The organism is Nocardioides sp. NPDC004968, assembly GCF_040608935.1.
In the GTDB taxonomy this organism is placed as follows: Bacteria; Actinomycetota; Actinomycetes; order Propionibacteriales; family Nocardioidaceae; genus Nocardioides.
Genome location: NZ_JBEXJF010000010.1, coordinates 20,617 through 45,278, shown reverse-complemented (window position 1 = coordinate 45,278; position 24,662 = coordinate 20,617). Strand labels below are relative to the sequence as shown.

Sequence of the window (24,662 nt, the reverse complement as noted above, 5' to 3'; positions counted from 1 at the left end):
GGGCTGGAACGTCCCGGACTATCTGTCGCGGACTTGCGTCGACGTGGGCCGCCGCAGGTCGGACATCGTGTTGGCCCAGCCGCCGTCGCGACGGATCTGCACGACCGCGATCACGACCAGGAGTGCTGCGGTAGCGAAGTGGATCACCGCGTCGGTCACATGGTCGGGCATGTGCATGACCCACATGACCTGGGGTGATGCGAGCGCCCAGATGCCGGGGACGGTGCCGGCGATGGCGGCCGCCAGGAGGTAGAGGACGGACCAGGATTTGCGGCGGCACAGGAACAGGCCGGGCGTGAACAGGGCGAGCCCGGCGACCGCGTGCCAGCCGTTGTAGTCCATGCCGAGCACCTTCGCCGTCGGTGCGTGATGGCCGATCTCGAAGCTGGGTTCGGCAATGAACCCGGCGATCGCGACAGGCGCTACCGGAAAGATCAGCCGATGACCAACACGCGTACGCGGATCCTCGAGGCCAGCACCGAGCTCTTCCGCCGGCAAGGCATGTCCGGCACCGGACTCAAGCAGATCGCCGAGGTGGCCAAGGCGCCGTTCGGATCGATCTATCACTTCTTCCCCGGGGGCAAGGACGACCTGGCGGGCCAGACGATCCGGCGCGCGGGTGGGGAGTACCGCGACCTGGTCCTGGCCTTCTTCGTCGGCCCCGACGACCTGGTCACCAACGTCGAGACCGCGTTCGCGGCCGCCGCCGCCGTGCTGGTCGAGACCGACTACGCCGACGCCTGCCCGATCGCCACCGTCGCGCTCGAGGTCGCGAGCACCAACGAGACCCTGCGGCAGGCGACCGCCGAGGTGTTCACCGATTGGATCGAGGTCGGCGGGCGGCATCTCGAGCAGCGGGGAGTCCCGCCCGAGGCCGCCCGCGGCCTCATCATCGGCTTCATCACAAGCCTCGAGGGCGCCTTCGTCCTGGCTCGGTCGCTGCGTTCCACCGAGCCGCTGGAGGTGGCCGGCCGGACCGTACAGGCCGCGGTGCGGGAGGCGTTGGGCGCCGCGGCCTAGAGGTCAGCGCGCCACCGGCGCGGCGACGCCGTTCAAGCGGCTCACCTCCTCGTCGGTGAGCCGGAGGGCGCCGGCGGCGATGTTCTCCTCGAGGTGGGCGGGGTCGGCGGTGCCGGGGATGGCGAGCACGTGCGGGCCCTGGTGGAGCGTCCAGGCGAGGCGTACCTGCGAGGGGGTGGCGGAGTGCGCCGCGGCGATGGCCTCGACGACATCACGACCGGTCTCGTCGGGTGCGGCGCCGGGGACCGCGCCGGCGACGGCGGCGCCGATCGAGTTGAAGGGCACGAACGCGACCCCGTGCTCGCCGCACAGCCGCAGCAGGGCGTCGTCTTCGCGGCGGGTGGTGAGCCCGTACTGGTTCTGTACGCAGGCAACCGGCCCGATCGCGAGCGCCTCGGTGAGCTGCTCGGGGCCGATGTTGGAGAGGCCGACGTGCTCGACCAGGCCCGCCTCGCGCAGGTCGAGCAGGGCGCCGAAGTGGTCGGCGATCGATCCGGTGCCGCGCTCGCGCCCGACTCCCCAGCGCAGGTTCACCAGGTCGAGGTGGTCGAGGCCGAGCTGGCGGATGTTCTCCTCTACCTGGTCGCGCAGCCGCTCGGGCCGGGGCTCGGACTGCCAGGCGCCGTCGCGGCCGCGCGGGGTGGGACCGACCTTGGTCGCGATCAGCAGGTCCTCGGCGTACGGCTGGAGGGCGGTCGCGATCAGCTCGTTGGCCGAGCGTGTCGGGGTGAAGTAGATGGTCGCGGTGTCGATGTGGTTGACGCCGAGCTCGACGGCGCGGCGGAGGACGGTGATCGCGTTCTCGCGGTCGGGAGCGGTCGGGGTGGAGAGGTTGCCGATCAGGCGCATCGCGCCGAAGCCGATCCGGTTGATCCGCTTGTCGCCGAGCTGCCAGGTGCCGGCGGCACCGGCGGTGATGTGGTTCGTGGTCATGCCCTCCAGCGTCGCGACCGGATGCCGCGTACTCACGCCGTTGGCAGGTTGTTGCCGATTGCCGGCTCGCGACTTGGTGGGCGGGGGAGAATCGATGCCGTGACCAACACGGTGGGGACGATCCGGACGGGCGGCACCGTCGCCGTCGTACGCGGCGAGGAGGAGCTCGTGCGGCGCACCTCGCACCTGTTCGCGGCCGCCACCGACATCGCCTGTGCGGCGATCGACCTGCGCACCTGGTCGGCTGCGCGCACCGAATCCGGTATCAGGGCCGCGCTGTGCGGCCGCGACGGCGCCGAGGTGCGGCTGCGGAAGGTCTACCGGCCCAACGTGCTGCTCGACCCGGTCTCCGCCGCCCATCTGCGCGAGATCCGCGACGTCCGCGGCGCCCAGATCCGGATCACTCCCGACGAGATCAACGAGACGATCCTGATCGACCGCCGGGTCGCGATCCTCGCCGGCGACCCGCGCCTGGGCGAGCGCAGCTTCAGCATCGTCACCCAGCCCGAGGTGGTCCAGGGCGTCACCTCGCTCTTCGACGCGGCCTGGCGCTCGGCGACGACGGTGGAGGCCTACGACGCCCGGATCGCCGAGCTGCGCGACATCGCGCCGCAGGTGCTCGACCTGCTCGGCCGGGGCGTGAAGGACGAGGCCGCGGCGCGCACCCTCGGGCTCGGCGTACGCACCTACCGGCGCCGGGTCGCCGAGCTCATGGAGGCGCTCGGAGCCGCGTCCCGGTTCCAGGCGGGCGTACGCGCCCGAGAGCTCGGGCTCGTCTGACCGTTCCGGTCAGCGGTGTCCGGATCCTGACGCCGGAGTCTCTTTCTCAGGGGCCGCCCGGTAACGTCGAGAACGACTTGTTCGGGCGGGTCAGGAGGTCTGTAATGCGTTGCTTCATCGTCGTCAAGGAGCGCAGCGACGCCGAGAGATGGGACTGGGTCCTGGCCGGTCCAGGGCTGCAAGCGGCGGGATCGCTGGGCGCGCGTGGGACCGAGGACGCGATCATCGCGGCGGTCGGAGCGGCGTACGACTCGCTGGAGTCGCTCGCACCGGTGCAGGTCGTGGTCGCGCTGCCGTCCAACTCGCGGTTCTGGATACTGACCGACGAGATCGCGGACGCCTATCCCGGGGTCACCGTGGTCCCGTTCGCCGACGAGGACGCGGGCATCCGCGCGGAGGCGGTGGAGGCGATGGCGATCCATCGGGCCGGCCCGATGCCGCCGCTGGTGGTGGCGACCGACGGCTCGGCCCATCGCGGGTTCATCGGCTGGGGATGGCTCGCCGGGGACGGTCAGCACGGCTTCGGCCGGCAGGTGCCCAACGCCCGGATCCGCGACCCGCAGTCGCTGGTGGTCCTGGCCGAGCTGCAGGCGATCGCGGAGGCGGTGCGGGCGCTGCCCCGCCGCACGCTGACCATCCGGACCGACTCCCGGGTCGCGCTCGCGATGATCGAGGACTGGCTCCGAGGTGAGCTGTCGATGCCGAAGGGCTATGAGAGCGAGCACCGCGCCGAGCTCGCCGGCCTGACCCGGATGCACGACGACCTGTGCCGCGAGTCCGATCGGCTCTCGTTCGAGTGGGTGCGCGGCCACGTCGGCGAGGCGCTCAACGAGGGGGCCGACTCGCTCGCGAAGCTCGCCCGGCGTTTCGCCGAGGGGACCTGGGGGCTGACCGCCGACGAGGTGCCCGGGAGGGCACGCGCGATCGCGGAGACGTTCGCTGCGCCCGTGGCCTCTGGCTCCGCCACCGCCGGGTAAATTCGGCCCTCGTGAACCCTCCGACCCTCACCATCGCCCCCGACGAGCCCGCGCAGCTCCGCGCGCGGCTCGATGCGCTGGGCCTGGACGGCATCTTCGACGTACACACCCACTTCCTGCCCGAGCGGATGCTCGACAAGGTGTGGGCCTACTTCGATGCGGCCGGGCCCCTGACCGGTCAGCCGTGGCCGATCGCCTATCGGCACTCCGAGGAGGAGCGGCTCCGGGTGCTGCGGGATCTCGGCGTACGCCACTTCTCGGCGCTCACCTATCCGCACAAGCCGGGGATGGCGGCGTGGCTGAACCAGTGGGGCGCGGAGTTCGCGGCGGACAAGCCGGACTGCCTGCAGTCGGCGACGTTCTACCCGGAGCCGGGTGCGGGGGACTATGTGCGCGAGGCCGTCGAGGCGGGTGCGCGGATCTTCAAGGCGCACGTCCAGGTCGGCGACTACGACCCCAACTCGCCGCTGCTCGACCCGGTCTGGGAGGTGCTCTCGCAGTCGCGTACGCCGCTGGTGATCCACTCGGGTCACGGGCCCGCTCCAGGTCGGTTCACCGGGCCCACCGGCATGGAGGCGTTGCTCGGACGCTACCCGGATCTGGTGCTGATCGTCGCTCACATGGGCCTGCCGGACTACTCGCGCTTCCTCGACCTGGTGGAGAAGTACGACGGCGTGCGCCTGGACACCACCATGGCCTTCACCGCTTTCACCGAGGCGTCGACGCCCTTCCCGGCCGAGGAGCTGCCGCGGCTGAAGGCGCTGGGTGACCGGGTGCTATTCGGGAGCGACTTCCCGAACATCCCCTATCCCTATCTCGAGGCGGTCGACGGGGTCATCGGTCTCGGGCTCGGTGACGAGTGGACGCGCGGGGTGCTCTACGAGAACGCCGCGCGGCTCTTCGGGTTGCCGCCGGCCGGCTAGTGGTGCGTCCTGGAAGTTCCTGGATGCTTGGCGTCGTCAGGGTGCGTGCATCGCAAGGCGGCGTCGCGAAGTCATACCGGGCGTCTTCCGAGCGGCGCCAACGCGGCGAGGTGCGTGCCATGGCGGCGCGAAGCGCCTAGGAACTTCTGGGACGTGCCACTAGGCCACGGCGGTCTCGTCGTAGCTGTCGGTGAGGAGCTGGACGATGTCGGGGACGCCGAGCGCGAGCCGGTTGAACCGTGGCGACTCGGCGGCGACTTCCAGGTGCTTGGCGAGCTCGACCTCGTCGCGGGCCCACGGGATCAGCCCGGCACGGTCCAGGTTGGCCGAGTTGGCGGCGCCGTGGCCGGAGATCGAGCGGTAGGTGATCACCGGCGTGCCCGAGGCCAGGGCCTCGAGCGAGGTGAAGCCGCCGGCGTTCTGGACGACGCAGTCGCTGGTCGCCATCAGCGCGCGTACGTCCGTGCGCCAGCCGAGCGCCACGACACCGGGGATCCGCTCCAGGCGGCGCTTGAGACAGGGGTCGGTCGCGCAGAGGACCACCGGGGTCATGTCGCTGTGCTCGAGGATGTCGCGGGCGGTCTGCTCGAGCGCACCGGCGCCCAGCGAGCCGCCGGTGACCAGCGCCCGCGGACCCTCCAGGTCGAGGTCAGCGAGTGGATCGGGGAAGACCTGCCCCGGGACGTACGCCGCCCCCGGCGGGACCAGCGGCTGGACCACCGCCGCGTTGCCGCCGAGCATGCGCGCCTCGCGTGCGGCGACCTCGTGGATGGCGAGGTTGAGGTCCATGCCGGGGTTGATCCACAGCGCCGGGACCGCGGCGTCGGTGAGATAGGTGACCGCGGGCACGGTGAGCTGTCCGCTGGCGCGCAGGTGACCGATGACCTGGGAGCAGAACGGGTGGGTGGAGATGACCAGGTCGGCGCCGCGCATGGCCTCGGTGAGGTTGCGCGTGGAGAGACGCAGGAGCTGGTTGAACGGTTTGTGGAGCGGGCGTCCCGGCATGACCAGGCTCATCGTGGTGCCCCACGAGTCGGGGCTGACCTGGAGCTGCATCTTGTAGCCGACCTTCAGCCCGTGCCCGAGCCGCCAGGGCATCAGGTCGACGAAGTCGAAGATCTCGACGTCGCACCCGGCCTCCCCGAGTGCTCGTGAGATCTCCCGGGAGGCCGAGTTGTGGCCGGCGCCGTAGCTCGCGGAGATGATCGCCACGCGGGGAGCCGTGCCGGGCCGGATGTGAAGGAGGGGCCCGAGCCGCTCCGAGTCGATGGACATGCGCCGGATTCTGTACGCACGGTGTGACGTTGTGGTGAACGGGGGCAGCCCGGCGCATCACTCTTCACCATCGGTTCGTCTCCCCGAACCTGCGGGCGTTCTATGGTTCATCCTGTGATCACGCCCCGGGCACTGCGCACTCGAGCGCGGTCGGCGGTTGCCGAGCTGGGCGGCGGCCCCTCGGCGGTGGCGGCGGTGATGCGCAGCGTCGTGGCGGGGTTCGCGCGGGCACGGGGGATGGTGCTCACCGATGCCGCCCTCGACGCCGCTGGGTTGTTGTCGTGCGCGGACGGTCCGAAGTCGGATCATCTGCTGTCGAACTATCTGTTCCTGGATGGGACCGCGGTCGATGATCTGGTTCTGGAGGAGATCGGTTACGTCTACGAGGCGCTCCTCGAGGTCTCCTCGCGACGCGACAACGGCGCCCACTACACCCCGCCCGAGCTCGCCGACGAGGTCGTCGCCCACGCCCTGGCACCGGTCGCCTCGGCAGACGCGGCCGTGGTCGACATCGCCGCCGGCACCGGCGTCTTCCTCCTCGCCTCCGCCCGTTATCTGGCGTCCTCGTGCGAGCGGCCCGTGGCCGCGATCGTCACTCGCTGCCTCTACGGTGCCGACATCGACCCGGTCGCGGTCGACATCGCCAAGCTCTCTCTCTGGCTGCTCTGCGAGGACCCCTCGCTCCCGCTGACCTTCCTCGACGACCGGATCCTGTGCGGCAACTCGCTGGTCGGGCTCGTCGACGCGGACGAGCTGCCTGCCGGCGTGGACGACCCTCAGGCGTACGCCGATGCCAAGGTCGCGGTCGCGCTGCCGCTGGGCGGCCGGCCGGGGAGACGGCTGGAGGAGGCGTACGCAGCGCTGGGCCGGTGCCGGCGTCTGCCCGTTCCCGCCGTCCGGCCGATCCACTGGGCGCTGGCCGCGCCCGAGGTGATGGCGCGCGGCGGCTTCGACGCGGTGGTCGGCAACCCGCCCTACCTCGGGGTGAAGCGGGTGCGGGACGCGATCGGCCAGGAGTTGCGCGACTACCTCGCGCACACGCTCGCCGCCGGCACCACGAGGCGGGCCGACTACGTCATCTACTTCCTGCTCCGGGCAGCCGCTCTCACTCGCGGCGAGATCGGGCTGATCACGACCGACTCGATCAGCGAGGGTGACACCGCGCGCTTCGGCCTCGGTGCGCTGTTGGATCGGGGCTGGCAGGTCGCCCGGGCGGAGCGCTCGGCCCCGTGGCCGACGGCGGGCGTGCGGTTCGCGAAGATCTGGCTCACCACCCGGCCGCTCGACAGCGCGTGGCTCGACGGGCGCTCGGTCCCGGCGATCACCGGGACCCTCGAGGACGGCTTCTCGCTCCCGGAGCCGGCGCGGCTGGATCTCGACGTACCGCTACCGCACGGCTACCAGGGCACCATCGTGCTCGGACGCACGCTCGTCCTGACGCCGACCGAGGCGGAAGCTCTCGGACGCGGTCCGCTCGGGCACACCGTGCGCCCCTATCTGAGCGGTGAGGACCTGGTGACGCCCTGCGGCTCGACCGCCTCCCGCTTCGTGCTCGACGTCGGCAAGCTGGGCCTCGAGGAGCTCGCCGAGGACCGTTCGCTCGCGCGTCTGGTGCGGTCGAAGGTGCGTGCCGAGCGCCGCCGCCAGTTCGTGAAGTACCCCCAGCTCAAGGAGCGCTGGTGGGGTTTCCTCAGCCCCGTCGACGAGCTCTACCGCGACGCCTCCGGGCTCTCGCACGTCATCGCGTTCAGCAAGCACAGCAAGCACCTGTGGCCCGTCCTGGTCGGTGCCGACCACGTCTTCTCCAACGGGCTGGTCGTCTACCCGACGCAGGATCCGGCGGCGTACGCGTTCCTGGCCTCCGACCTCCATCGCGTCTGGGCCGTACGTGCCGGCGGCACCATGCTCAACACCGCCTACCGCTACAACCCCTCGCGCCTGCGCGCCACCTACCCGTTCCCCGCGGACCTAGGGCCGCTCAGCCCGGCCGGCGTCGCGCTCCTGGCTGCCCTGGACCGGGTCGGCGAGGAGCGCCGGCTCGGCATCACCGGCGTACTCAACCTCGTCGGCGACCCCGACGCCCACGACCCCGCGACCACCGACCTCCGGCAGGCCATCGCCGACGTCAACCACGCGACAGCCCGCCTCCACGACATCGACGAGTCCCTGGCCACCCCCGACCTCACCCCCTCCGGCTTCGGCCTCACCCCGACCCGTCAGCGAGCCCTCATGGCCGCCCTCGTCGACCAGAACCTCGCCCTCGCCGAGAAGGCACAAGCGTCCGCCGAGACGTCAGGTACGTCGGTCGAGACGTCACCACGATGACATCTCGGCCGACGCGAGTGACGCCTCGGCCGACGGGGGTGACGCCTCGGCTAGACCGGGGTGGCGGGACCACCCTCGCCCGGAGCGGTGAAGTCGACGGTGCGCTTGGCATTGGCCAGGGCGGTGACGGTGGCGGTGCCGATGGTGCCCTCGCGGTCGAAGACCTCGGCGGTGCCGACGGAGATGCCCTCGTGGGCGACGTGGTCGATGGTGGCGAGGCCGACCTCCATCCCCGCCGGCCGCCGGGCGAGGGCGAGCGAGATGTCGGTGTTGATCCACTCGACGCCGTTGCTGCCCCAGTTGGTGACCATCGAGGTGGCGTCGGCGATGGAGGCCACGGTCTGGAACGGGGTCATCGGCTCGCCGGCAACGGTCGGAACCGCGACCTGCCAGGTGACGTGGCGCCCGGCGTTCTGGTGCTTGCCGAAGTCGTCGGACCAGGGGTTCTCGGAGACGAAGAACGGTACGTGCGGCTCGGAGGTCGGCGGCGCGACCTCGAGCGGCGGGGGAGTGGCGCGCTCGGTCGCCGACCAGACCTCGCCGGCCGGGTTCTCGCCGGCGAGCAGGTAGGTGCAGGTCGCGCGGGCCACGACCCGCTCCTCGCCGTCGCCGGAGGACTGGACCATCTCGGCGTCGAGCAGCGCGATGCGCGGGCCGTTGCGTACGACCCTCGTGCGGATCCGCGTCGGCACCATCCGCGGCGGTCGGAACAGGTCCACGTGATAGCGGGAGGGCACCAGTTCCGAGGCACGTCCGAGCTCCTCGATCTGGTCCTCGAGGCCGCGAGCGATCAGGCCGCTGGCGGCCACTCCGTGCATGTGGTCCTCGGCCCACATGCTGCGAGCCATCGGCGTAGGCTCGAAACCGTCATCGGTGCGCCGGAAGAATGCAAGATCCATGCGGACATTCTAGAACGTGTCCTAACTTCGGATTCAGTTGCGAAAACCGGTAAAGAGTAACGGTTCCGTCATCAAAAGCGCTCTAAAACCACGTACCATCGCACCAAAAGCAGCCCCCGATCGAAGAGGATGACGATGAGCACCACGCCTCCCTACCAGGTGACCGACCCCGCAACGGGCGAGGTGATCGAGACCTTCCTGTTCGCCACCGACGCCGAGGTGGAGGAGGCGCTGGAGCGGTCCAAGAAGGCGTACGAAGCCTGGCGCTCGACCCCGATCGAGGAGCGTTCCGCGATCGTGAAGCGCGCCGCGGACCTCTTCACCGAGCGGGCCGCGGAGCTCGGGAAGATCATCCGCACCGAGATGGGCAAGAAGGCCTCCTCCGGCGCCGGCGAGGCCGAGTTCTCCGGCGAGATCACCGCCTACTACGCCGATCATGGCCCCGAGCTGCTCGCGGAGACCGACCTGCCCGGCCACGAGGGCAAGGCGGTCATCCAGCGCCTCCCGCTCGGCCCGGTGCTCGGTGTCATGCCGTGGAACTACCCCTACTACCAGGTCGCCCGCTTCGCCGCGCCCAACCTGGTCGCCGGCAACACAGTCATCCTCAAGCACGCCGAGAACTGCCCGCGCTCCTCGGCCGCGATCGCGAAGATCTTCGAGGACGCCGGCCTTCCCGAGGGCGTCTACCAGAACCTCTACGCCACCCACGAGCAGATCGCCACGATGATCGCCGACCCGCGGGTCCGCGCGGTGTCCCTGACCGGCTCCGAGCGCGCCGGCACGGCGGTCGCCGAGGCCGCCGGCCGCCACCTGAAGAAGGTCGTCCTCGAGCTCGGCGGCTCCGACCCCTACATCATCCTCGACTCCGACGACATCGACGAGGCCGCCGAGACCGCCTGGGCGACCCGGTTGGAGAACGTCGGCCAGGTCTGCAACGGCAACAAGCGGATGATCGTGAACGAGGGCGTCTACGACGACTTCGTCGCGGCCCTCACCAAGCGCGCCGCCGCGATGAAGCCGCTCGAGGGTGAGGACGGCGACGACACCGTCTACTCCCCGCTGGTGGCCCGCAAGGCCGCCGAGGCACTGCGCGACCAGATCGAGGACGCGGTCTCCAAGGGCGCCACGCTCCATGCCGGCGGCGAGATCTCCGACGGTCCCGACGCCTTCTTCGCCCCCGCCGTCCTCACCGGTGTCACGCCGGAGATGCGCGCCTACACCGAGGAGCTCTTCGGCCCGGTCGCCGTCGTCTACAAGGTGAGCACCGACGAGGAGGCCGTCGAGCTGGCCAACGCGGTGGAGTACGGCCTCGGCGGCGCCGTGTTCTCCACCGACGAGGCGCGCGCGATCGCCGTCGCCCAGCAGCTCGAGGTCGGCATGGCCAACGTCAACACGCCGGCCGGCGAGGGCGCCGACGTCCCCTTCGGCGGCACCAAGCGCTCCGGCTTCGGCCGCGAGCTCGGCCCGCTCGGGATCGACGAGTTCCTCAACAAGCGACTCTTCTACGTCGAGCGCTGAGCAGACCCGGGCAAGCCCGCCGGATTCTGAGAGAATCCTGGCGTGGCTGAGAAGGTGACCTTCAAGAGTACGTCCGGACCCATGCTGGCCGGTCTCATCGACCTGCCCGAGGGTGAGGTGCGTGGCTGGGGCGTGTTCAGTCACGGCTTCACCCTCGGGAAGGAGTCTCCGGCCGCCGCGCGGATCTGCAAGCAGCTCGCGGCCGAGGGCATCGGGATGCTGCGCTTCGACAACCTCGGTCTGGGCGACTCCGAGGGCGACTGGGGCGACGGCTCCTTCACCCACAAGGTCGCCGACACCGTCGAGGCGACCCGCTTCATGGCCGAGCGTGGCACCCCGGCCGAGCTGCTCGTCGGCCACTCCTTCGGTGGTGCGGCGGTCCTCGCCGCAGCCAACGATGCCGTCGGTGTCGACGCCGTGGCCACCGTGGGTGCCCCGTTCCAGCCGGCACACGTCGAGCACAACTACGACGCGGTGCTCTCCCGCGTGCTCGAGGACGGCCAGTCGCCGTGGATGGCCGGCGGCAAGTCGCTGACCCTGCGCAAGGACTTCGTCCATGACGTACGCCGCGCCGACCTGCGCCAGAAGATCATGCAGCTCAAGAAGCCGCTCCTGGTCATGCACAGCCCGACCGACACCACGGTCGGCATCGAGAACGCCTCCGACATCTTCAACACCGCCCGCCACCCGCGCTCCTTCGTGGCGCTGGAGGGCTCCGACCACCTCCTCACGAAGAGGGGCCAGGCCCAGCGCGCCGCCCGGATCATCTCGGCCTGGGCGGATCAGTACCTGATCGACTGAGGCTCATCCGAGGCCTGCCTGAGCCCCGTGTTTGATCAATTGACAGAAAACGCGGAACGAGACTTCCGCTAACGGGTGTGGGTGGGGTTACACTCGCTGCAAGCGCCCGGCTCGTGGACGTTCGTCGTGGGGACCGAACGAGTCACTGGCCCGGTCGATGAGGCGCCGATCGCGCGTATCCGCTGTTTGGACGCGGTCGTCAGTCGTCTGCCATCGATCTGCGTGAGCCCTGGGAGGGCGACCGGCCGATGAGGGTCGGCATTTGGACATGCCACTCACCCGTGCGTGGCCCCAAGGAGGATTCAGTTGGCTCAGGGAGCCGCTACCCGGCGCAACAACCGGTCCGGCCGTTCGCGTAGCAACGGCAATGCCGGCAAGTCCGGGCAGAACGGTCGCCGCAAGGGCGTCCACAAGGACAACGAGGGCATCATTCCGGTGCTCGCGCAGGTCGTCCGCGAGGTGGAGTCGGCCGTGCAGCGCCGCTCGGCCATGCCCGACGTACGGACCAAGTTCCAGGTCGTCGCGCTCCTCGCCCGAGACGAGCGCCACCGCGTGCTCGAGGACGAGACCCTCAACGAGGGTCGCCGCGCCGAGCAGCTCAAGCGTCTGGACGGGATCGCCACGATCCTCGCCAAGACCGCGACCATGGACTCGCGCCTGTTCGAGCTCCTCGCCGAGGACGCCGAGATCTCCGACGCCGCCGTCGACCTCAAGCACGAGCTGATGGCCCGTGGTGGCGTCGACGTGCCGGAGGACGAGGAGGAGGACGAGGACGAGATGCCCACCGTCGTGGTCCACGACAAGCGCGTGGTCCCGACCAGCGTCATCCAGCGCCAGCTCTCCAACCCGTTCCTGGTGCCCGACTTCACCAACGCCCGCCCACCGGTGCACGCCCGCCGCCTGTCCGGCTGGGAGCTCCTCGGGCCGCTGTTCCGAAGCTTCGAGTACGCCGACTCCGGCCCCTCCTGCATGCCGCTGCCCGAGCCGCCGGCCTACGGCCCCGGCCACATCGACGCGCCCGGCACCCGCGAGCTCATGCACCACCAGGCGCAGCTGGTCGCCTCGGCGGCCGAGGGCCACCGCTCCTACCTGCTGGCCGACGAGCCCGGCCTCGGCAAGACCGCGCAGGCCCTGCTGGCCGCCGAGGCAGCCGACGCCTACCCGCTGCTCGTCGTCGTGCCCAACGTCGTCAAGGCCAACTGGGCGCGCGAGGTCGACCTCTGGACGCCGTCCAAGAAGGCGACCGTCGTCCACGGCAACGGCGAGGACATCGACGGCTTCGCCGACATCATCGTGGTCAATTACGAGATCCTCGACCGCCACGTCGGCTGGCTCGGCGACTTCGGCTTCAAGGGCATGGTCGTCGACGAGGCCCACTTCATCAAGAACAAGTCCTCCCAGCGCTCCCAGCACGTGCTGGCACTCTCGGAGAAGATCCGGCAGCGTACGGCCAACCCGCTGCTGATGGCGCTGACCGGCACCCCGCTGATCAACGACATCGAGGACTTCCGGGCGATCTGGCAGTTCCTCGGCTGGATCGACGACGTCAAGCCGCTCAACGGCCTGCTCGAAGGGCTCGAGGAGACCGGGCTGACCCCGCAGGACAACAGCTTCTACGGCGCAGCCCGCCGTGTCGTCGTCAACCAGGGCATCGTGCGCCGCCGCAAGATCGACGTCGCCAGCGACATCCCGGCGCGCCGCGTGGCCGACCTGCCGGTCGAGCTCGACGATGCCGAGGGCCGCTCGATCCGGGCCGCCGAGGCCGAGCTGGCCAAGCGGATGATGCAGCGCTACGACACCGCGATCGAGACCCGGGTGACCGGCGCCAAGCCGGCCCCGGGCGAGCTCGACCTCGAGCTGGTCCGCCGCGTCGCCACCTGGGAGCGCGAGGACCAGGACGCCTCCACCGGCGAGAACGTCTTCGGCATGATGCGCCGCATCGGTCGCGCGAAGGCCTCGCTGGCCGCCGACTACGCCGCCCAGCTCGCACGCAACGTCGGCAAGGTCGTCTTCTTCGCCAAGCACATCGAGGTGATGGACGCCGCGCAGAAGCTCTTCGAGGATCGTGGCATCCGCTACTCCACGATCCGCGGCGACCAGACCTCGAAGGCGCGCGAGAAGGCCATCGACGAGTTCATGAACAACCCCGAGGTCGAGGTCATCGTCTGCTCGCTCACCGCCGCAGGTGTCGGCATCAACCTGCAGGCCGCCTCCAACCTGATCCTGGCCGAGCTCTCCTGGACCGACGCCGAGCAGACCCAGGCGATCGACCGTGTCCACCGCATCGGCCAGACCGAGCCGGTCACCGCCTGGCGCATCATCGCCTCGCAGACCATCGACACCCGGATCGCCGAGCTGATCGACTCCAAGGCCGGCCTCGCGGCTCGTGCCCTGGACGGCTCCGACGAGGAGGTCACCGACTCCGCCGACGTACAGCTCGAGGCCCTGGTCTCGTTGCTCACCGACGCTCTGCGCAAGCGCGAGTCCGGCCGCCGCGGCCGCCGCGCCGCCTGACGCCGACCCGGGACTCATCCGGGCCCCATCTCAGGGGTAATCCTGAGGTGGGGTCTGGGTGGTCCGGCGTACGCTGGATCACATGTTCTGGATTATCTTGCTGGTCATCGCAGCTGCTGTCGGTGGATACGTGTTCCGGGTTCCGATCGTCGCCAAGCTGACCGGGCAGCCACGCAGCCGGATCGAGCGGCAGATCGGGCCGAAGGCCAAGCGCCTTCCCTGACCGGACCAGCCCTGATCCCACGAGGAATCCGCACGGGGAATCCTCGGCGGGGCACGTGCGTTGAGACGTACGTGCCTGCCGATCCGGCGCGCACCGACCCCATACCGGAAGTGAGAGCCCCATGCCCACCGTCGAGCTCGGCGCAGAGAACTTCGAGAGCACCGTCAGCGACAACGAGATCGTCCTCGTCGACTTCTGGGCGTCCTGGTGCGGCCCGTGCCGCCAGTTCGGCCCGATCTACGACGCTGCCTCCGCAGAGCACCCCGAGATCGTCTTCGGGAAGGTCGACACCGAGGCCGAGCAGGCGCTCGCCGGTGCCGCCAACATCACCTCGATCCCGACGCTGATGGCCTTCAAGAAGGGCAACCTCGTCTTCTCCCAGCCCGGTGCGCTCCCCGCGCCCGCGCTCAAGCAGGTCATCGACGCCGTCGTCGACCTCGACATCGACAAGGCACTCGCCGAGCAGTCGGCCAAGGAGTCCGGCGAGTAAGACTCGTCGGCGCTCCGGGCCTCGCATCAGGTTTGATAGCGCTGTGACCGAAGACGCCCACGACGAGCTCCTGCGCCTGCGCGGCAGCATCGACAACCTCGACGCCGCCCTTGTCCACCTTCTCGCCGAGCGCTTCAAGTGCACCGAGCAGGTCGGCCGGCTGAAGGCGCGCGCGGGCTTCCCGCCTGCCGACCCGAGCCGCGAGGCGGTCCAGATCGAACGGCTCCGCCGGCTCTCCGACGACGCAGGTCTCGACCCCGAGTTCGCCGAGAAGATCCTCAACGTGATCATCGCCGAGGTGATCCGCAACCACCGCCAGTTCGTCGAGGACTGAGCGAGCCTCAGCCAAGCACCCGGTCCAGCCAGGCGTTCCAGAACCGGCGGTCCGGGTCGAAGCGGCGTACGAGGTCCCTGAAGTCGTCCCAGCGTGGGAACTCGGCGCCGGGGTCCTTGGTGGCGAAGAGCTTGCCCCAGTGCGGCCGGGTGCCGGCCGGAAGCCGCTGCTCCAGGTCGGGCAAGAGGGCGCGTACGCCGACGGGGTCGGCCTTCCAGGTGAAGTGCAGCGCCACCGTGTCCGTGCCATTGGCGGGGGAGAGCCACAGCTCGTCGGCGGCGACGGCGCGGATCTCGCTCACCTGCAGGAGCGGCCGGACCCGGTCGGCGAGTGACCGGACTGCGTCGACCGCCTCCTGCGCGCGATCGAGCGGCACCAGGTACTCGCTCTGCAGTTCTGCGCCGACGCTCGGCTGGAAGTCGAGCCGGAAGTGGGGCAGCCGCTCGTGCCACGGTCCGGGCACGCCGAGCTGCTCGGTGCACGGGGCCGGGTCGAGACCGGGGATGACGTGCTGCGGCCGGGTCGCGAGCACCGTCCCGGGGAGGTCCGGCGTCGTCGAGCGCGACTTCACCCAGACCCTGGCGACCGACCCGTCCGGCTCGTCGGCCCAACGCGTGAAGATCGACACCGAGTAGGCCGCGCCGAGGATCTCGGTGAGGTGTGCTCGCAGGTCAGCGTAGGTGAGACCCTCGTGGACCGTCTGTGCGACCTGGTAGGTCGGTGAGGTCAGCAGCTCGAGATGGGTCACGATCCCCAGCGCGCCGATGCCGACCACGGCCCCGGCGAAGTCGGGCGAGCCGGCCTCCAGCCGCACCAGGTCGCCGCGCCCGTCGACGATCTCCAGCGCGGTCACGGAGGTGGCCAGCGAGCCGTTGCCGACCCCGGAGCCATGGGTGCCGGTTGCGACCGCGCCGGCGACCGAGATGTGGGGGAGCGAGGCCAGGTTGGGCAGCGCCCGGCCATGCTCCTGCAGCCAGGCGGCGAGCTCGCCGTAGCGCATCCCGCCGGGCACCCGGACCACGTCACCGGCCAGGCTCGGCGAGCTCTCCAGGTCGAGTGAGACCAGCACCCCCGGTGTGTCCGCGAGATCGGTGAAGGAGTGCCGAGACCCCAGCGCGCGCAGCCGCGGCTCGCGCCGCACGAGGTCGCGTACGTCATCCACGGAACGCGGTCGCACCAGTTCGCGCGCGGTGTAGTCGTAGCTGCGGGCCCACGTCGATCCGGGAGCTTCGCGGGCAGAGGTCTCGATGGGCATGGACCGGATCGTAGCTGGGATCCAGCGTCGGCGCCCGCCTTCAGAAAACGTTATCGACAACGATTGACAAAGCCGTGAGCCCTCGCCATCCTGATCCCTGTCTGTGATGCCGATCACACTTAGTGCACCTGGAGGCACCGTGAAACTTCGTCACATCGTCGTGACCGTGACCGTGACCGCGGCCGCGACCATCGCGGCCACCGCGTCATCCATGGCCCAGGCCGAGCCACGTGGCTTCCGGCCCCCGTCCGACTCGCTCCGCTCCTACGCTTCCCAGATCGGGCTGCACCTCGGTGTCGCCGCCAATCCCGAGGTGCTCGCCGACGAGGAGCTCGCCGGCATCGCCGCGAACGAGTTCTCCAGCATCACGCCCGAGAACGAGATGAAGTGGGAGACCGTCGAGCCGACTCGTGGCACCTACGACTGGTCGGGCGCCGACGAGGTCGTCGAGTTCGCCCGCGCCCACGGCCAGAAGGTGCGCGGCCACACCCTGCTCTGGCACAACCAGAATCCCGCCTGGCTGACGGAGGGCGTCAACAACGGCACCATCAGCAACGACGAGCTCCGCGGGATCCTCAAGAAGCACATCACCGACGAGGTCGCCCACTTCCGCGGCAAGGTCTACCAGTGGGACGTCGCCAACGAGTTCTTCACCGACACCAACCCCTCGCGGCTCAACCCGGACAACTTCTGGGTCTCCCGGCTCGGACCCGAGGTGGTCGCCGACGCCTTCCGCTGGGCCCATCGGGCCGACCCGAAGGCGCGGCTGTTCTACAACGACTACAACATCGCCGGCGAGGACGGCCACAACGCCAAGGCTGACGCGGTCCATGCCTTCGTCAAGAGCCTGGTCGCCCAGGGCGTACCCATCCACGGTGTCGGCAATCAGGGCCACCTCGACACCCAGTACGGCTTCTCCGGCGAGCGCTTCCGCGCCGACCTGCAGCGCTATGCCGACCTCGGTCTCGAGGTCGCGGTCACCGAGGCCGACGTACGCACCTTCGTCGACTCCGCCGAGACCCAGGTCCCCACGGACAACCTGGCGCTCTTCGCCCACCCTTACGAGTTCTCCCAGATGCTCCAGGCCTGCCTCGCCGTACGAGCCTGCACATCGTTCACGGTCTGGGGCATCGACGACACCCACTCCTGGGTACCTGGCTGGTTCGAAGGGGAGGGCTACGCACTGCTCTGGGATGTGAACCGGCAGCCCAAGGAGGCATACACGACCCTGAAGCAGGATCTCCGCCTTGCCCTGGGGGCACCACGCCGGCGCTGAGCCACAGCGATCCGTGGCGGCACCCGGGTGGCGGTGGTCTACTGGAGACCGAGCACACGGATCGAGCTGAGCGAGGGTAGATGAGCGAGAACGCAGCAGAGGCAGACCTCGAGGAGCAGGCGACCGATGTCGTGAAGGAGGCCGTCGACGACGAGGCGCCCCTGGACGCCGAGGAGACGGTGACCTCGACGCCTGACGACGTCAACGAGGCCGACTACGCCGAGCAGAAGCTCGACGCAGCCGGCCCCGAGGACGACTACGACTACTAGATCTCTCAGGAGTTCTGCGGGAACCCCAGGTTGATCCCGCCGTGCGACGGGTCCAGCCACCGGGTGGTGACCGCCTTCTCCCGGGTGAAGAAGTCCAGCCCCGCGGGGCCGTACGCCTTCGCGTTCCCGAACAGCGAGGCCTTCCAACCACCGAAGGAGTGGTAGGCGACGGGCACCGGGATCGGCACGTTCACGCCGACCATCCCAACCTGCACCTCACGCTGGAACCGGCGGGCGGCGCCGCCGTCGTTGGTGAAGATCGCGGTGCCGTTGCCGAACTGGCCGGAGTTGATCAGCTCGAGGCCCTCCTCGTAACCGGAGACGCGGATGACCGAGAGCACCGGGCCGAAGATCTCCTCGGTGTAGACGGTCGACGTGGTCGGCACCCGGTCGATCAGGGTTGGCAGGATCCAGAAACCGTTGGGGTCGCCGTCGACCGAGCCCTCAGAATTCAATGCAGCTCGTCCATCGACGACGACCTCGGCGCCGTCGGCCGCGGCCACGTCGACGTAGCTCGCCACCTTGTCCCGGTGGGCGCCGGTGATCAGCGGCCCCATGTCGGTGTCCCGGGTGCCGTCGCCGGTCTTGAGCGTGGCCATCCGCGAGGTGATCTTCGAGATCAGGCTGTCGGCGACCGAGTCGACCGCGAGCACCACCGAGATCGCCATGCAGCGCTCGCCGGCTGACCCGAAGCCCGCGTTGACCGCCGAGTCGGCGACCAGGTCGAGGTCGGCGTCGGGCAGCACGAGCATGTGGTTCTTGGCGCCCCCGAGCGCTTGGACCCGCTTGCCGGCGGCGGTGCCGCGCTCGTAGACGTAGCGGGCGATCGGGGTGGAGCCGACGAAGGAGATCGAGGCGACGTCGGGGTTGTCGAGGAGCGCGTCGACCGCCTCCTTGTCGCCGTGCACGACGTTGTAGACGCCGTCGGGCAGCCCCGCCTCCGACCACAGCTCCGCGATCCAGCTGGACGCGGTCGGGTCCTTCTCCGACGGCTTGATCACGACCGCGTTGCCGGCCGCGATCGCGATCGGGAAGAACCACATCGGCACCATGGCCGGGAAGTTGAACGGGCTGATGATGCCCACCACGCCGAGCGGCTGCTTAACCGTGGTCACGTCCACGCCGGAGGAGACCTGCTCGGAGACCGTGCCCTTGAGCAGGTGGGAGAGACCGCAGGCGAACTCGACGACCTCGAGCCCGCGGGCGATCTCGCCGGCGGCGTCGGAGAGCACCTTGCCGTGCTCGGCGGTGAGGATCTCGGCGAGCTCTCCCTTGCGGGCGTTGAGCAGCTCGCGGAACTTGAAGAGCACGGCCGTACGCCGGGTGAGCGAGGTCTCGCTCCACTCTTCGAACGCCTTCTTGGCCGCGGAGACAGCGGTGTCGACGTCAGCGGCCGAGGCGAAGCGTACGCGCTTCTGGACGGTGCCGAGCGCGGGGTTGTAGACGTCGCCGAGACGGGTGCCGGTGCCGGGGTTGGTGGCCCCGCCGATCCAGTGGTCGAGGATGGGGAGGTCGGTCATGTCATGCGTCCTTTAGAGAGCTGTTACAGCGAGCCGAGCACGTCGTCGTAGATCGAGATCGCCTCGGCGACCTCGTCGGGGGTGACGACGCACGGAGGCACCACGTGGATGCGGTTTTCCATGATGAACGGGATCAGGTTGCGGGCGATGAGGTCGGACTTGATCCGGCCCACCGTGGCGGCCGGCAGCGGCTCCCGCGTCCCGCGGTCGGCGACGAGCTCGAGGGCCCAGAAGACCCCGGTGCCGCGTACCTCGCCGATCACGTCGTGCTTCTCGGCAAGCGAGGCGAGGCCGGGGGCGATGTGGTCGGTGCCGATCGTCGCGGCGTTGTCGACGATGCCCTCCTCGTTCATCGCCTCGATGGTCGCCACGATCGACGCCATCGCGAGCGGGTGGCCGGAGTAGGTGAGCCCACCGGGGAAGACCAGGTCGTCGAAGGTGGCCGCGACCGGGTCGGAGATGATCACCCCGCCGGCAGGTACGTAGCCGGAGTTGACGCCCTTGGCGAAGGTGATCAGGTCGGGAACGACGCCGTAGGCATCCAGGGCCAGCCACTCGCCGGTGCGGCCGAAGCCGGCCATGACCTCGTCGAGGATGAGCATGATCCCGAACTCGTCGGCCAGCGCCCTGACCCCGGGGAGGTAGCCCGGCGGCGGGATCATGATCCCGGCGGTGCCGGGGATGGTCTCGAGGAGGATCGCCGCGATCGACGCGGGTCCCTCGGACTCGATGACCCGGCGCAGGTGCTGAAGGGCGCGCTCGGCCTCCTGCTCCGGCGTGGTCGCCCAGAACTCCGAGCGGTAGAGGTAGGGGCCGAAGAAGTGGACGTGGCCGCGGGCGTACTCATTCGGGATCCGTCGCCAGTCGCCCGTTGCGACGATCGCAGCCCCGGTGTTGCCGTGGTAGGAGCGGTAGGTCGAGAGCACCTTGTCGCGGCCGGTGTGGATGCGCGCCATCCGGATCGCGTTCTCGACCGCGTCGGCGCCGGCGTTGGTGAAGAAGACCTTGTTGAAGCCCACCGGCGCGATGTCGGTGATCCGCTCGGCCGCCTCGCCGCGGGTCAGGTTGGCCGTCGTCGGCGCGATCGTGGTCAGCGTCTCGGCCTGCTTCTTGATCGCCTCCACCACCCGGGGGTGCTGGTGGCCGATGTTGGTGTTGACCAGCTGGGAGGAGAAGTCCAGGTACGTGTGCCCGGAGTCGTCCCAAACCCGCGAGCCCTGCCCGCCGGCGATGACGAGCGGTTTCAGCGACCCCTGGGCGGACCAGGAATGGAAGACATGGGCTCGGTCGAGGTCATAGGCACGGGCGTCGCTGGCGCTGGTCAAGGCTGTCCCCTGGGGTGCGTGGATGGACATGGATCTGGCTTGCGCGCTTCGCGCGCTTACTCCCTCGCTCGGCGCGAGCGGACGAGCAAGCTCGCCGCTCGACCTCGCTCAGGTCGTCTCTCACTCTACGCCGGAGGCAGCGGGGTTGCCGCTGATCCGGGATACTGATTACGACGGTATATCAGGACGGCGGCTACGTTTTCGTTACATTCTCACGCCACAATCAACGAAATCGCGCGCTCATGCCTTCGTGGTCACCGGCCGGTTGACCCGCGGGATCACCAGATCGCCGTACGCAGCCAGGGTCTGGTCCATCGCGTCGTGCTGCAGGTAGACGGCGAACTGGTCGACGCCGAGGCTCTTGAGCTGCTCGAGCTTGGCGACCTGCTCCTCGACCGAGCCGAGGAGGCAGAACCGGTCGACGATCTCGTCGGGCACGAACTGGGTGTGGGTGTTGCCGGCCCGCCCGTGCTCGTTGTAGTCGTAGCCCTCGCGGTTCTTGATGTAGTCGGTGAGCGCCTGCGGGACCACGTTGGTCGAGCTTGTCGAGACCCCGTACTTGGAGACGATGTCGGCGACGTGGTTGCCCACCATCCCGCCGAACCACCGGCACTGCTCGCGGGCATGATCCAGCGCCTCGGGCGACCCGTCGGTGACATACGCAGGTGCGGCCACGCAGAAGGTCAGCGACTCCGGGTCGCGGCCGGCGTCGGTGGCCGCCTTCTTGACCGCCCCGATCATCCACTCGGTGATGTCGGGGTCGGCGAGCTGCAGGATGAACCCGTCGCCGACCTCCCCGGCGGCCTTCAGCGCGAGCGGGCCGTAGGCGGCGATCCACACCTCCAGCTCGGAGCGCTTGGCCCATGGGAACTGCAGCGTGGTGCCGTTGATCTCGACCGGGCGCCGGTTGGCGAGCTCGCGGATCACCCGGGTCGCCTCGCGCATCTCGCGGATCGTCGACGGCTTCCCGTTGAGCACCCGCACCGCCGAGTCGCCGCGCCCCATCCCGCAGACGGTGCGGTTGCCGTACATCTCGTTCAGGGTCGCGAAGACCGACGCGGTCACCGTCCAGTCGCGGGTCGCCGGGTTGGTCACGAACGGGCCGACCTTGATGGTGCGGGTCTCGGCGAGGATCTGGCTGTAGATGACGTACGGCTCCATCCACAGCAGGTGGCTGTCGAACGTCCAGACGTAGTCGAAGCCGTACGCCTCGGCCTGCTTCGCCAGGGAGACGACCCGCCAGGCGGGCGGGTTGGTCTGGAGGACGACACCGAAGTCCATCACGTCACACCAGGTACTGGGAGAGGTCGCGCTTGAGGTAGCTGCCGTGGCCCTTGGTGCCCTTGAACTCACCGTCGGCGACGACCACGGAGCCTCGGGAGAGCACCACGTCGACGTGTCCGTCGATCTCGTAGCCCTCCCAGGCGGAGTGGTCCATGTTCATGTGATGGGTCTTGCCGACTCCGATGGAGGTGTGGCCGTTCGGGTCGTAGACGACGATGTCGGCGTCCGCGCCCGGTGCGATGACGCCCTTGCGGCCGTAGAGCCCGAACATCCGCGCCGGTGTGGTCGCGATCAGCTCCACCCACCGCTCGAGCGTGATCTGCCCGGTCACCACGCCTTGGTAGAGCAGGTCGACGCGGTGCTCGATCGACCCGATCCCGTTGGGGATGGCCCGGAAGTCGTCCTTGCCGAGCTCCTTCTGCTCCTTCATGCAGAAGGGGCAGTGGTCAGTGGAGACCATCTGCAGGTCGTTGGTACGCAGCGCCTGCCACATCGCGTCCTGGTGGCCCTCCTCGCGCGAGCGCAGCGGCGTCGAGCAGACCCACTTGGCGCCCTCGAAGTCGCCCCACTCCTCCGACCTCGCGCCGAGCTGGTCCTCGAGGGTGAGGTAGAGGTACTGCGGGCAGGTCTCGCCGAACACGTTCTTCCCGTGGTCGCGGGCCGCGGCCAGCTGCGCGACCGCCTGCTTGGCGCTGACGTGCACCACGTACAGCGGGGCCCCGGTCACATCGGCGAGCATGATCGCCCGGTGGGTGGCCTCCTCCTCCATCTGCCAGGCACGCGCGATGCCGTGGTAGTAGGGAGACGTCTTGCCGGACTCGGCCAGCTGCGCGGCGAGCACGTCGATCGCCGGCCCGTTCTCGGCATGCATCATGGTCAGCAGCCCGTGGTCGGTCGCCTTCTGCATCGCCCGCAGCACCTGCGCGTCGTCGGAGTAGAAGACACCCGGGTAGGCCATGAACAGCTTGTAGGAGGTGATCCCCTCGTCCACGAGCGTGTCCATCGCCTTGAGCGAGTCGTCGTCGACCCCGCCGATGATCTGGTGGAACCCGTAGTCGATCGCGCAGTTGCCGGCGGCCAGCTCGTGCCAGTGCGCCAACCCGTCCTGTACGCGTTCGCCGTAGCGCTGCACTGCGAAGTCGATGATCGTCGTGGTGCCGCCCCAGGCCGCGGCCCGGGTGCCGGTCTCGAAGGTGTCGCTGGCGTTGGTGCCACCGAACGGCAGCTGCATGTGGGTGTGGGCGTCGACGCCGCCGGGGATGACGTACTTCCCGGTCGCGTCGATGGTGACGTCGGCCTCGATCGTCCCCAGCGGAGTGCTCCCGGGGGAGATGAGCGCGACGATCTTCTCGCCGTCGACGAGCACGTCTGCCTGGGTGCGCCCGGTCGACGAGACGACCGTGCCGCCCGTGATGAGCGTGGTCATGCGGCCAGTCATGGGTAGAGCCTCCTCAGGGTCGGGGGATGGCGGTGTACGAATCGGGCCGCCGGTCGCGATAGAACTGCCAGTCGTCGCGCATCTCCTGGACCATGCTCATGTCCAGGTCGCGTACGAGCAGCTCCTCCTTCTCGCCCGAGCCGAGCTCGCCCACGTAATTGCCGCGGGGGTCGACGACCTGCGACATCCCGTAGAAGTTGACCGCCTCCTCGCCGTACTCGTTGTCCTCCAGGCCGACCCGGTTGGGTGCGAGCACGAAGTAGCCGTTGGCGACCGCGGCGGCGGGCTGCTCGATCTCCCAGAGCCGGTTGGAGAGCCCGGGTTTGGTGGCGTTGGGGTTGAAGACCATGTGGGCCCCGTTGAGCCCGAGCTCGCGCCAGCCCTCGGGGAAGTGGCGGTCGTAGCAGATGTACATCCCCACCTTCCCGACCGCGGACTCGAAGACCGGGTAGCCCAGGTTGCCGGGGCGGAAGTAGAACTTCTCCCAGAACTTCTCCACGTGGGGCAGATGGTTCTTCCGGTACTTGCCGAGGATCGTGCCGTCGGCGTCGACGAGCACGGAGGTGTTGTAGTAGACCCCGGTGTCGGCCTCCTCGTAGATCGGCAGCACCATCACGATGCCCAGCTCCTTGGCCAGGCTCGCGAAGCGCTGCACGATCGGCCCGTCGGCAGGCTCGGCGTAGCGGTAGTACTTCTTGTCCTGGGTGATCCCGAAGTAGGGCCCGTAGAAGAGCTCCTGGAAGCACATCACCTGGGCGCCCTGGGCGGCGGCGTCCCGCGCGAAGCCCTCGTGCTTGTCCAGCATGGAGACCTTGTCCCCGGTCCAGGTGGTCTGGCTGATTGCGGCTCTGACGATCGTCATGCAACTACCTCCCGCTTCACATACAAGCACGCCGCCGCGACCCGTGGGGTCGCGACGGCATTTTTGCTTCAGACGATGAGGTGGTTGAAACCCTGTTGCGCTAGGCGGCGGTCGCCGGATGACGTACGACGACGTGCTCGACCGCCCTGGCGAGCTCCTCGCGGAGCTCGGGCGCGAGCTGAGGGCAGTCGACTGAGAGGAACAGCTCCATCGCGGAGCGGGTCGCACGGGCCCGCTCGCCGGGCGTGCCCTCTGAAAGGGTCGGCGCGATCTCGGCGAGATGGGCACTGGTCTCGACCACGGTGTTGCAGTCGTGCGGGGTGAGTGGGGCGCGGGCCTCCCGGCCGGCGCGGACGAGGACGCTCAGAACCTCCACCTTGGCGGCGGTGGTCAACGACATAGCGCTCCTCGACGAGTCGAA

24 protein-coding genes are annotated in these 24,662 nt (G+C 69.5%); 13 read left to right on the top strand and 11 right to left on the bottom strand.

The genetic code is table 11. The annotated features are described in order from the left end of the window. Positions 1 to 18 precede the first annotated feature (18 nt). Positions 19 to 498 (bottom strand): DUF4383 domain-containing protein, encoded by a 480-nt coding sequence (locus ABZU72_RS12760; RefSeq protein WP_355019217.1) that lies wholly within the window; start codon positions 496 to 498, stop codon positions 19 to 21. On the opposite strand from ABZU72_RS12760, the gene ABZU72_RS12755 reads away from it, so the two are divergent. Further along, complete coding sequence (locus ABZU72_RS12755) at positions 442 to 1,020, top strand: TetR/AcrR family transcriptional regulator (protein WP_355019216.1); 579 nt, start codon at positions 442 to 444, stop codon at positions 1,018 to 1,020. The genes ABZU72_RS12760 and ABZU72_RS12755 overlap by 57 nt on opposite strands. Positions 1,021 to 1,023: 3 nt before the next feature. Here the strand turns inward: ABZU72_RS12755 and ABZU72_RS12750 are convergent, their stop codons facing one another. Continuing rightward, complete coding sequence (locus tag ABZU72_RS12750) at positions 1,024 to 1,953, bottom strand: aldo/keto reductase (protein ID WP_355019215.1); 930 nt, start codon at positions 1,951 to 1,953, stop codon at positions 1,024 to 1,026. 99 nt (positions 1,954 to 2,052) lie between these two features. On the opposite strand from ABZU72_RS12750, the gene ABZU72_RS12745 reads away from it, so the two are divergent. The 3 genes from ABZU72_RS12745 (at position 2,053) to ABZU72_RS12735 (ending at position 4,633) form a co-directional block, all read left to right on the top strand. Then, entirely contained in the window at positions 2,053 to 2,733 is a 681-nt protein-coding gene (locus tag ABZU72_RS12745; protein ID WP_355019214.1) for a DNA-binding response regulator, read from the top strand. A gap of 104 nt (positions 2,734 to 2,837) precedes the next feature. Continuing rightward, a complete protein-coding gene (locus ABZU72_RS12740) occupies positions 2,838 to 3,710 on the top strand; it encodes an RNase H family protein (RefSeq protein ID WP_355019213.1) in 873 nt (290 codons plus the stop codon). A gap of 11 nt (positions 3,711 to 3,721) precedes the next feature. Next, positions 3,722 to 4,633, top strand: a complete 912-nt coding sequence (locus ABZU72_RS12735) for an amidohydrolase family protein (protein ID WP_355019212.1) — start codon at positions 3,722 to 3,724, stop codon at positions 4,631 to 4,633. A gap of 159 nt (positions 4,634 to 4,792) precedes the next feature. Here the strand turns inward: ABZU72_RS12735 and ABZU72_RS12730 are convergent, their stop codons facing one another. Further along, positions 4,793 to 5,908 (bottom strand): glycosyltransferase, encoded by a 1,116-nt coding sequence (locus ABZU72_RS12730; RefSeq protein ID WP_355019211.1) that lies wholly within the window; start codon positions 5,906 to 5,908, stop codon positions 4,793 to 4,795. A gap of 114 nt (positions 5,909 to 6,022) precedes the next feature. Between ABZU72_RS12730 and ABZU72_RS12725 the strand changes: the two genes are divergently transcribed. After that, entirely contained in the window at positions 6,023 to 8,233 is a 2,211-nt protein-coding gene (locus ABZU72_RS12725) for a DNA methyltransferase (RefSeq protein WP_355019210.1), read from the top strand. 50 nt (positions 8,234 to 8,283) lie between these two features. On the opposite strand, the gene ABZU72_RS12720 is transcribed toward ABZU72_RS12725, so the two are convergent. Next, positions 8,284 to 9,132, bottom strand: a complete 849-nt coding sequence (locus ABZU72_RS12720) for an acyl-CoA thioesterase domain-containing protein (RefSeq protein ID WP_355019209.1) — start codon at positions 9,130 to 9,132, stop codon at positions 8,284 to 8,286. Positions 9,133 to 9,267: 135 nt separating this feature from the next. Between ABZU72_RS12720 and ABZU72_RS12715 the strand changes: the two genes are divergently transcribed. The 6 genes from ABZU72_RS12715 to ABZU72_RS12690 all read left to right on the top strand — a co-directional run bounded on the left by ABZU72_RS12715 (position 9,268) and on the right by ABZU72_RS12690 (position 15,012). Then, positions 9,268 to 10,650 (top strand): NAD-dependent succinate-semialdehyde dehydrogenase, encoded by a 1,383-nt coding sequence (locus ABZU72_RS12715; protein WP_355019208.1) that lies wholly within the window; start codon positions 9,268 to 9,270, stop codon positions 10,648 to 10,650. Between the two features lie 42 nt (positions 10,651 to 10,692). Continuing rightward, entirely contained in the window at positions 10,693 to 11,451 is a 759-nt protein-coding gene (locus tag ABZU72_RS12710; protein WP_355019207.1) for an alpha/beta hydrolase, read from the top strand. A 306-nt stretch (positions 11,452 to 11,757) separates the two neighbouring features. Further along, on the top strand, positions 11,758 to 13,965 hold the full coding sequence (locus tag ABZU72_RS12705; RefSeq protein ID WP_355019206.1) for a DEAD/DEAH box helicase: 2,208 nt from the start codon (positions 11,758 to 11,760) through the stop codon (positions 13,963 to 13,965). An 82-nt stretch (positions 13,966 to 14,047) separates the two neighbouring features. After that, a complete protein-coding gene (locus tag ABZU72_RS12700; RefSeq protein ID WP_350659602.1) occupies positions 14,048 to 14,188 on the top strand; it encodes a hypothetical protein in 141 nt (46 codons plus the stop codon). 121 nt (positions 14,189 to 14,309) lie between these two features. Continuing rightward, complete coding sequence (gene trxA / locus ABZU72_RS12695; protein ID WP_355019205.1) at positions 14,310 to 14,678, top strand: thioredoxin; 369 nt, start codon at positions 14,310 to 14,312, stop codon at positions 14,676 to 14,678. A gap of 43 nt (positions 14,679 to 14,721) precedes the next feature. Continuing rightward, positions 14,722 to 15,012: a chorismate mutase gene (locus tag ABZU72_RS12690; protein ID WP_201451241.1), complete on the top strand. Its 291-nt coding sequence runs from the start codon at positions 14,722 to 14,724 to the stop codon at positions 15,010 to 15,012. Between the two features lie 7 nt (positions 15,013 to 15,019). Here ABZU72_RS12690 and ABZU72_RS12685 read toward each other — a convergent pair whose 3' ends face one another. After that, positions 15,020 to 16,267: an FAD-binding protein gene (locus ABZU72_RS12685; RefSeq protein WP_355019204.1), complete on the bottom strand. Its 1,248-nt coding sequence runs from the start codon at positions 16,265 to 16,267 to the stop codon at positions 15,020 to 15,022. Positions 16,268 to 16,406: 139 nt separating this feature from the next. Between ABZU72_RS12685 and ABZU72_RS12680 the strand changes: the two genes are divergently transcribed. Next, positions 16,407 to 17,543 carry an endo-1,4-beta-xylanase gene (locus ABZU72_RS12680; protein ID WP_355019203.1) on the top strand — a complete coding sequence of 379 codons (1,137 nt, stop codon included), beginning with the start codon at positions 16,407 to 16,409 and terminating at the stop codon, positions 17,541 to 17,543. 80 nt (positions 17,544 to 17,623) lie between these two features. Further along, positions 17,624 to 17,812 (top strand): hypothetical protein, encoded by a 189-nt coding sequence (locus tag ABZU72_RS12675; protein WP_355019202.1) that lies wholly within the window; start codon positions 17,624 to 17,626, stop codon positions 17,810 to 17,812. 5 nt (positions 17,813 to 17,817) lie between these two features. Here the strand turns inward: ABZU72_RS12675 and ABZU72_RS12670 are convergent, their stop codons facing one another. The 6 genes from ABZU72_RS12670 to ABZU72_RS12645 all read right to left on the bottom strand — a co-directional run bounded on the left by ABZU72_RS12670 (position 17,818) and on the right by ABZU72_RS12645 (position 24,641). Then, positions 17,818 to 19,332 (bottom strand): CoA-acylating methylmalonate-semialdehyde dehydrogenase, encoded by a 1,515-nt coding sequence (locus tag ABZU72_RS12670; RefSeq protein WP_355019201.1) that lies wholly within the window; start codon positions 19,330 to 19,332, stop codon positions 17,818 to 17,820. A gap of 23 nt (positions 19,333 to 19,355) precedes the next feature. Then, the gene (locus ABZU72_RS12665; RefSeq protein WP_355019200.1) at positions 19,356 to 20,657 is read right to left on the bottom strand and encodes an aspartate aminotransferase family protein; all 1,302 of its coding nucleotides are present in this window, start codon (positions 20,655 to 20,657) and stop codon (positions 19,356 to 19,358) included. Between the two features lie 240 nt (positions 20,658 to 20,897). Then, positions 20,898 to 21,938, bottom strand: coding sequence for a TIGR03842 family LLM class F420-dependent oxidoreductase (locus ABZU72_RS12660; protein ID WP_355019199.1), 1,041 nt, complete (start codon positions 21,936 to 21,938; stop codon positions 20,898 to 20,900). A gap of 4 nt (positions 21,939 to 21,942) precedes the next feature. Beyond that, entirely contained in the window at positions 21,943 to 23,367 is a 1,425-nt protein-coding gene (hydA, locus tag ABZU72_RS12655) for a dihydropyrimidinase (protein ID WP_355019198.1), read from the bottom strand. A gap of 25 nt (positions 23,368 to 23,392) precedes the next feature. Continuing rightward, complete coding sequence (locus tag ABZU72_RS12650; protein ID WP_355019197.1) at positions 23,393 to 24,241, bottom strand: nitrilase-related carbon-nitrogen hydrolase; 849 nt, start codon at positions 24,239 to 24,241, stop codon at positions 23,393 to 23,395. Between the two features lie 100 nt (positions 24,242 to 24,341). Next, positions 24,342 to 24,641 (bottom strand): hypothetical protein, encoded by a 300-nt coding sequence (locus ABZU72_RS12645; RefSeq protein WP_141803049.1) that lies wholly within the window; start codon positions 24,639 to 24,641, stop codon positions 24,342 to 24,344. Positions 24,642 to 24,662 lie beyond the last annotated feature (21 nt).

Coding starts and splice junctions, on each gene's coding strand:
- ABZU72_RS12755 (WP_355019216.1), top strand. CDS start 442: ATGACCAACACGCGTACGCGGATCCTCGAGGCCAGCACCGAGCTCTTC.
- ABZU72_RS12750 (WP_355019215.1), bottom strand. CDS start 1,953: ATGACCACGAACCACATCACCGCCGGTGCCGCCGGCACCTGGCAGCTC.
- ABZU72_RS12740 (WP_355019213.1), top strand. CDS start 2,838: ATGCGTTGCTTCATCGTCGTCAAGGAGCGCAGCGACGCCGAGAGATGG.
- ABZU72_RS12730 (WP_355019211.1), bottom strand. CDS start 5,908: ATGTCCATCGACTCGGAGCGGCTCGGGCCCCTCCTTCACATCCGGCCC.
- ABZU72_RS12720 (WP_355019209.1), bottom strand. CDS start 9,132: ATGGATCTTGCATTCTTCCGGCGCACCGATGACGGTTTCGAGCCTACG.
- ABZU72_RS12715 (WP_355019208.1), top strand. CDS start 9,268: ATGAGCACCACGCCTCCCTACCAGGTGACCGACCCCGCAACGGGCGAG.
- ABZU72_RS12700 (WP_350659602.1), top strand. CDS start 14,048: ATGTTCTGGATTATCTTGCTGGTCATCGCAGCTGCTGTCGGTGGATAC.
- trxA (WP_355019205.1), top strand. CDS start 14,310: ATGCCCACCGTCGAGCTCGGCGCAGAGAACTTCGAGAGCACCGTCAGC.
- ABZU72_RS12685 (WP_355019204.1), bottom strand. CDS start 16,267: ATGCCCATCGAGACCTCTGCCCGCGAAGCTCCCGGATCGACGTGGGCC.
- ABZU72_RS12675 (WP_355019202.1), top strand. CDS start 17,624: ATGAGCGAGAACGCAGCAGAGGCAGACCTCGAGGAGCAGGCGACCGAT.
- ABZU72_RS12670 (WP_355019201.1), bottom strand. CDS start 19,332: ATGACCGACCTCCCCATCCTCGACCACTGGATCGGCGGGGCCACCAAC.
- ABZU72_RS12660 (WP_355019199.1), bottom strand. CDS start 21,938: ATGGACTTCGGTGTCGTCCTCCAGACCAACCCGCCCGCCTGGCGGGTC.
- hydA (WP_355019198.1), bottom strand. CDS start 23,367: ATGACCACGCTCATCACGGGCGGCACGGTCGTCTCGTCGACCGGGCGC.
- ABZU72_RS12650 (WP_355019197.1), bottom strand. CDS start 24,241: ATGACGATCGTCAGAGCCGCAATCAGCCAGACCACCTGGACCGGGGAC.
- ABZU72_RS12645 (WP_141803049.1), bottom strand. CDS start 24,641: ATGTCGTTGACCACCGCCGCCAAGGTGGAGGTTCTGAGCGTCCTCGTC.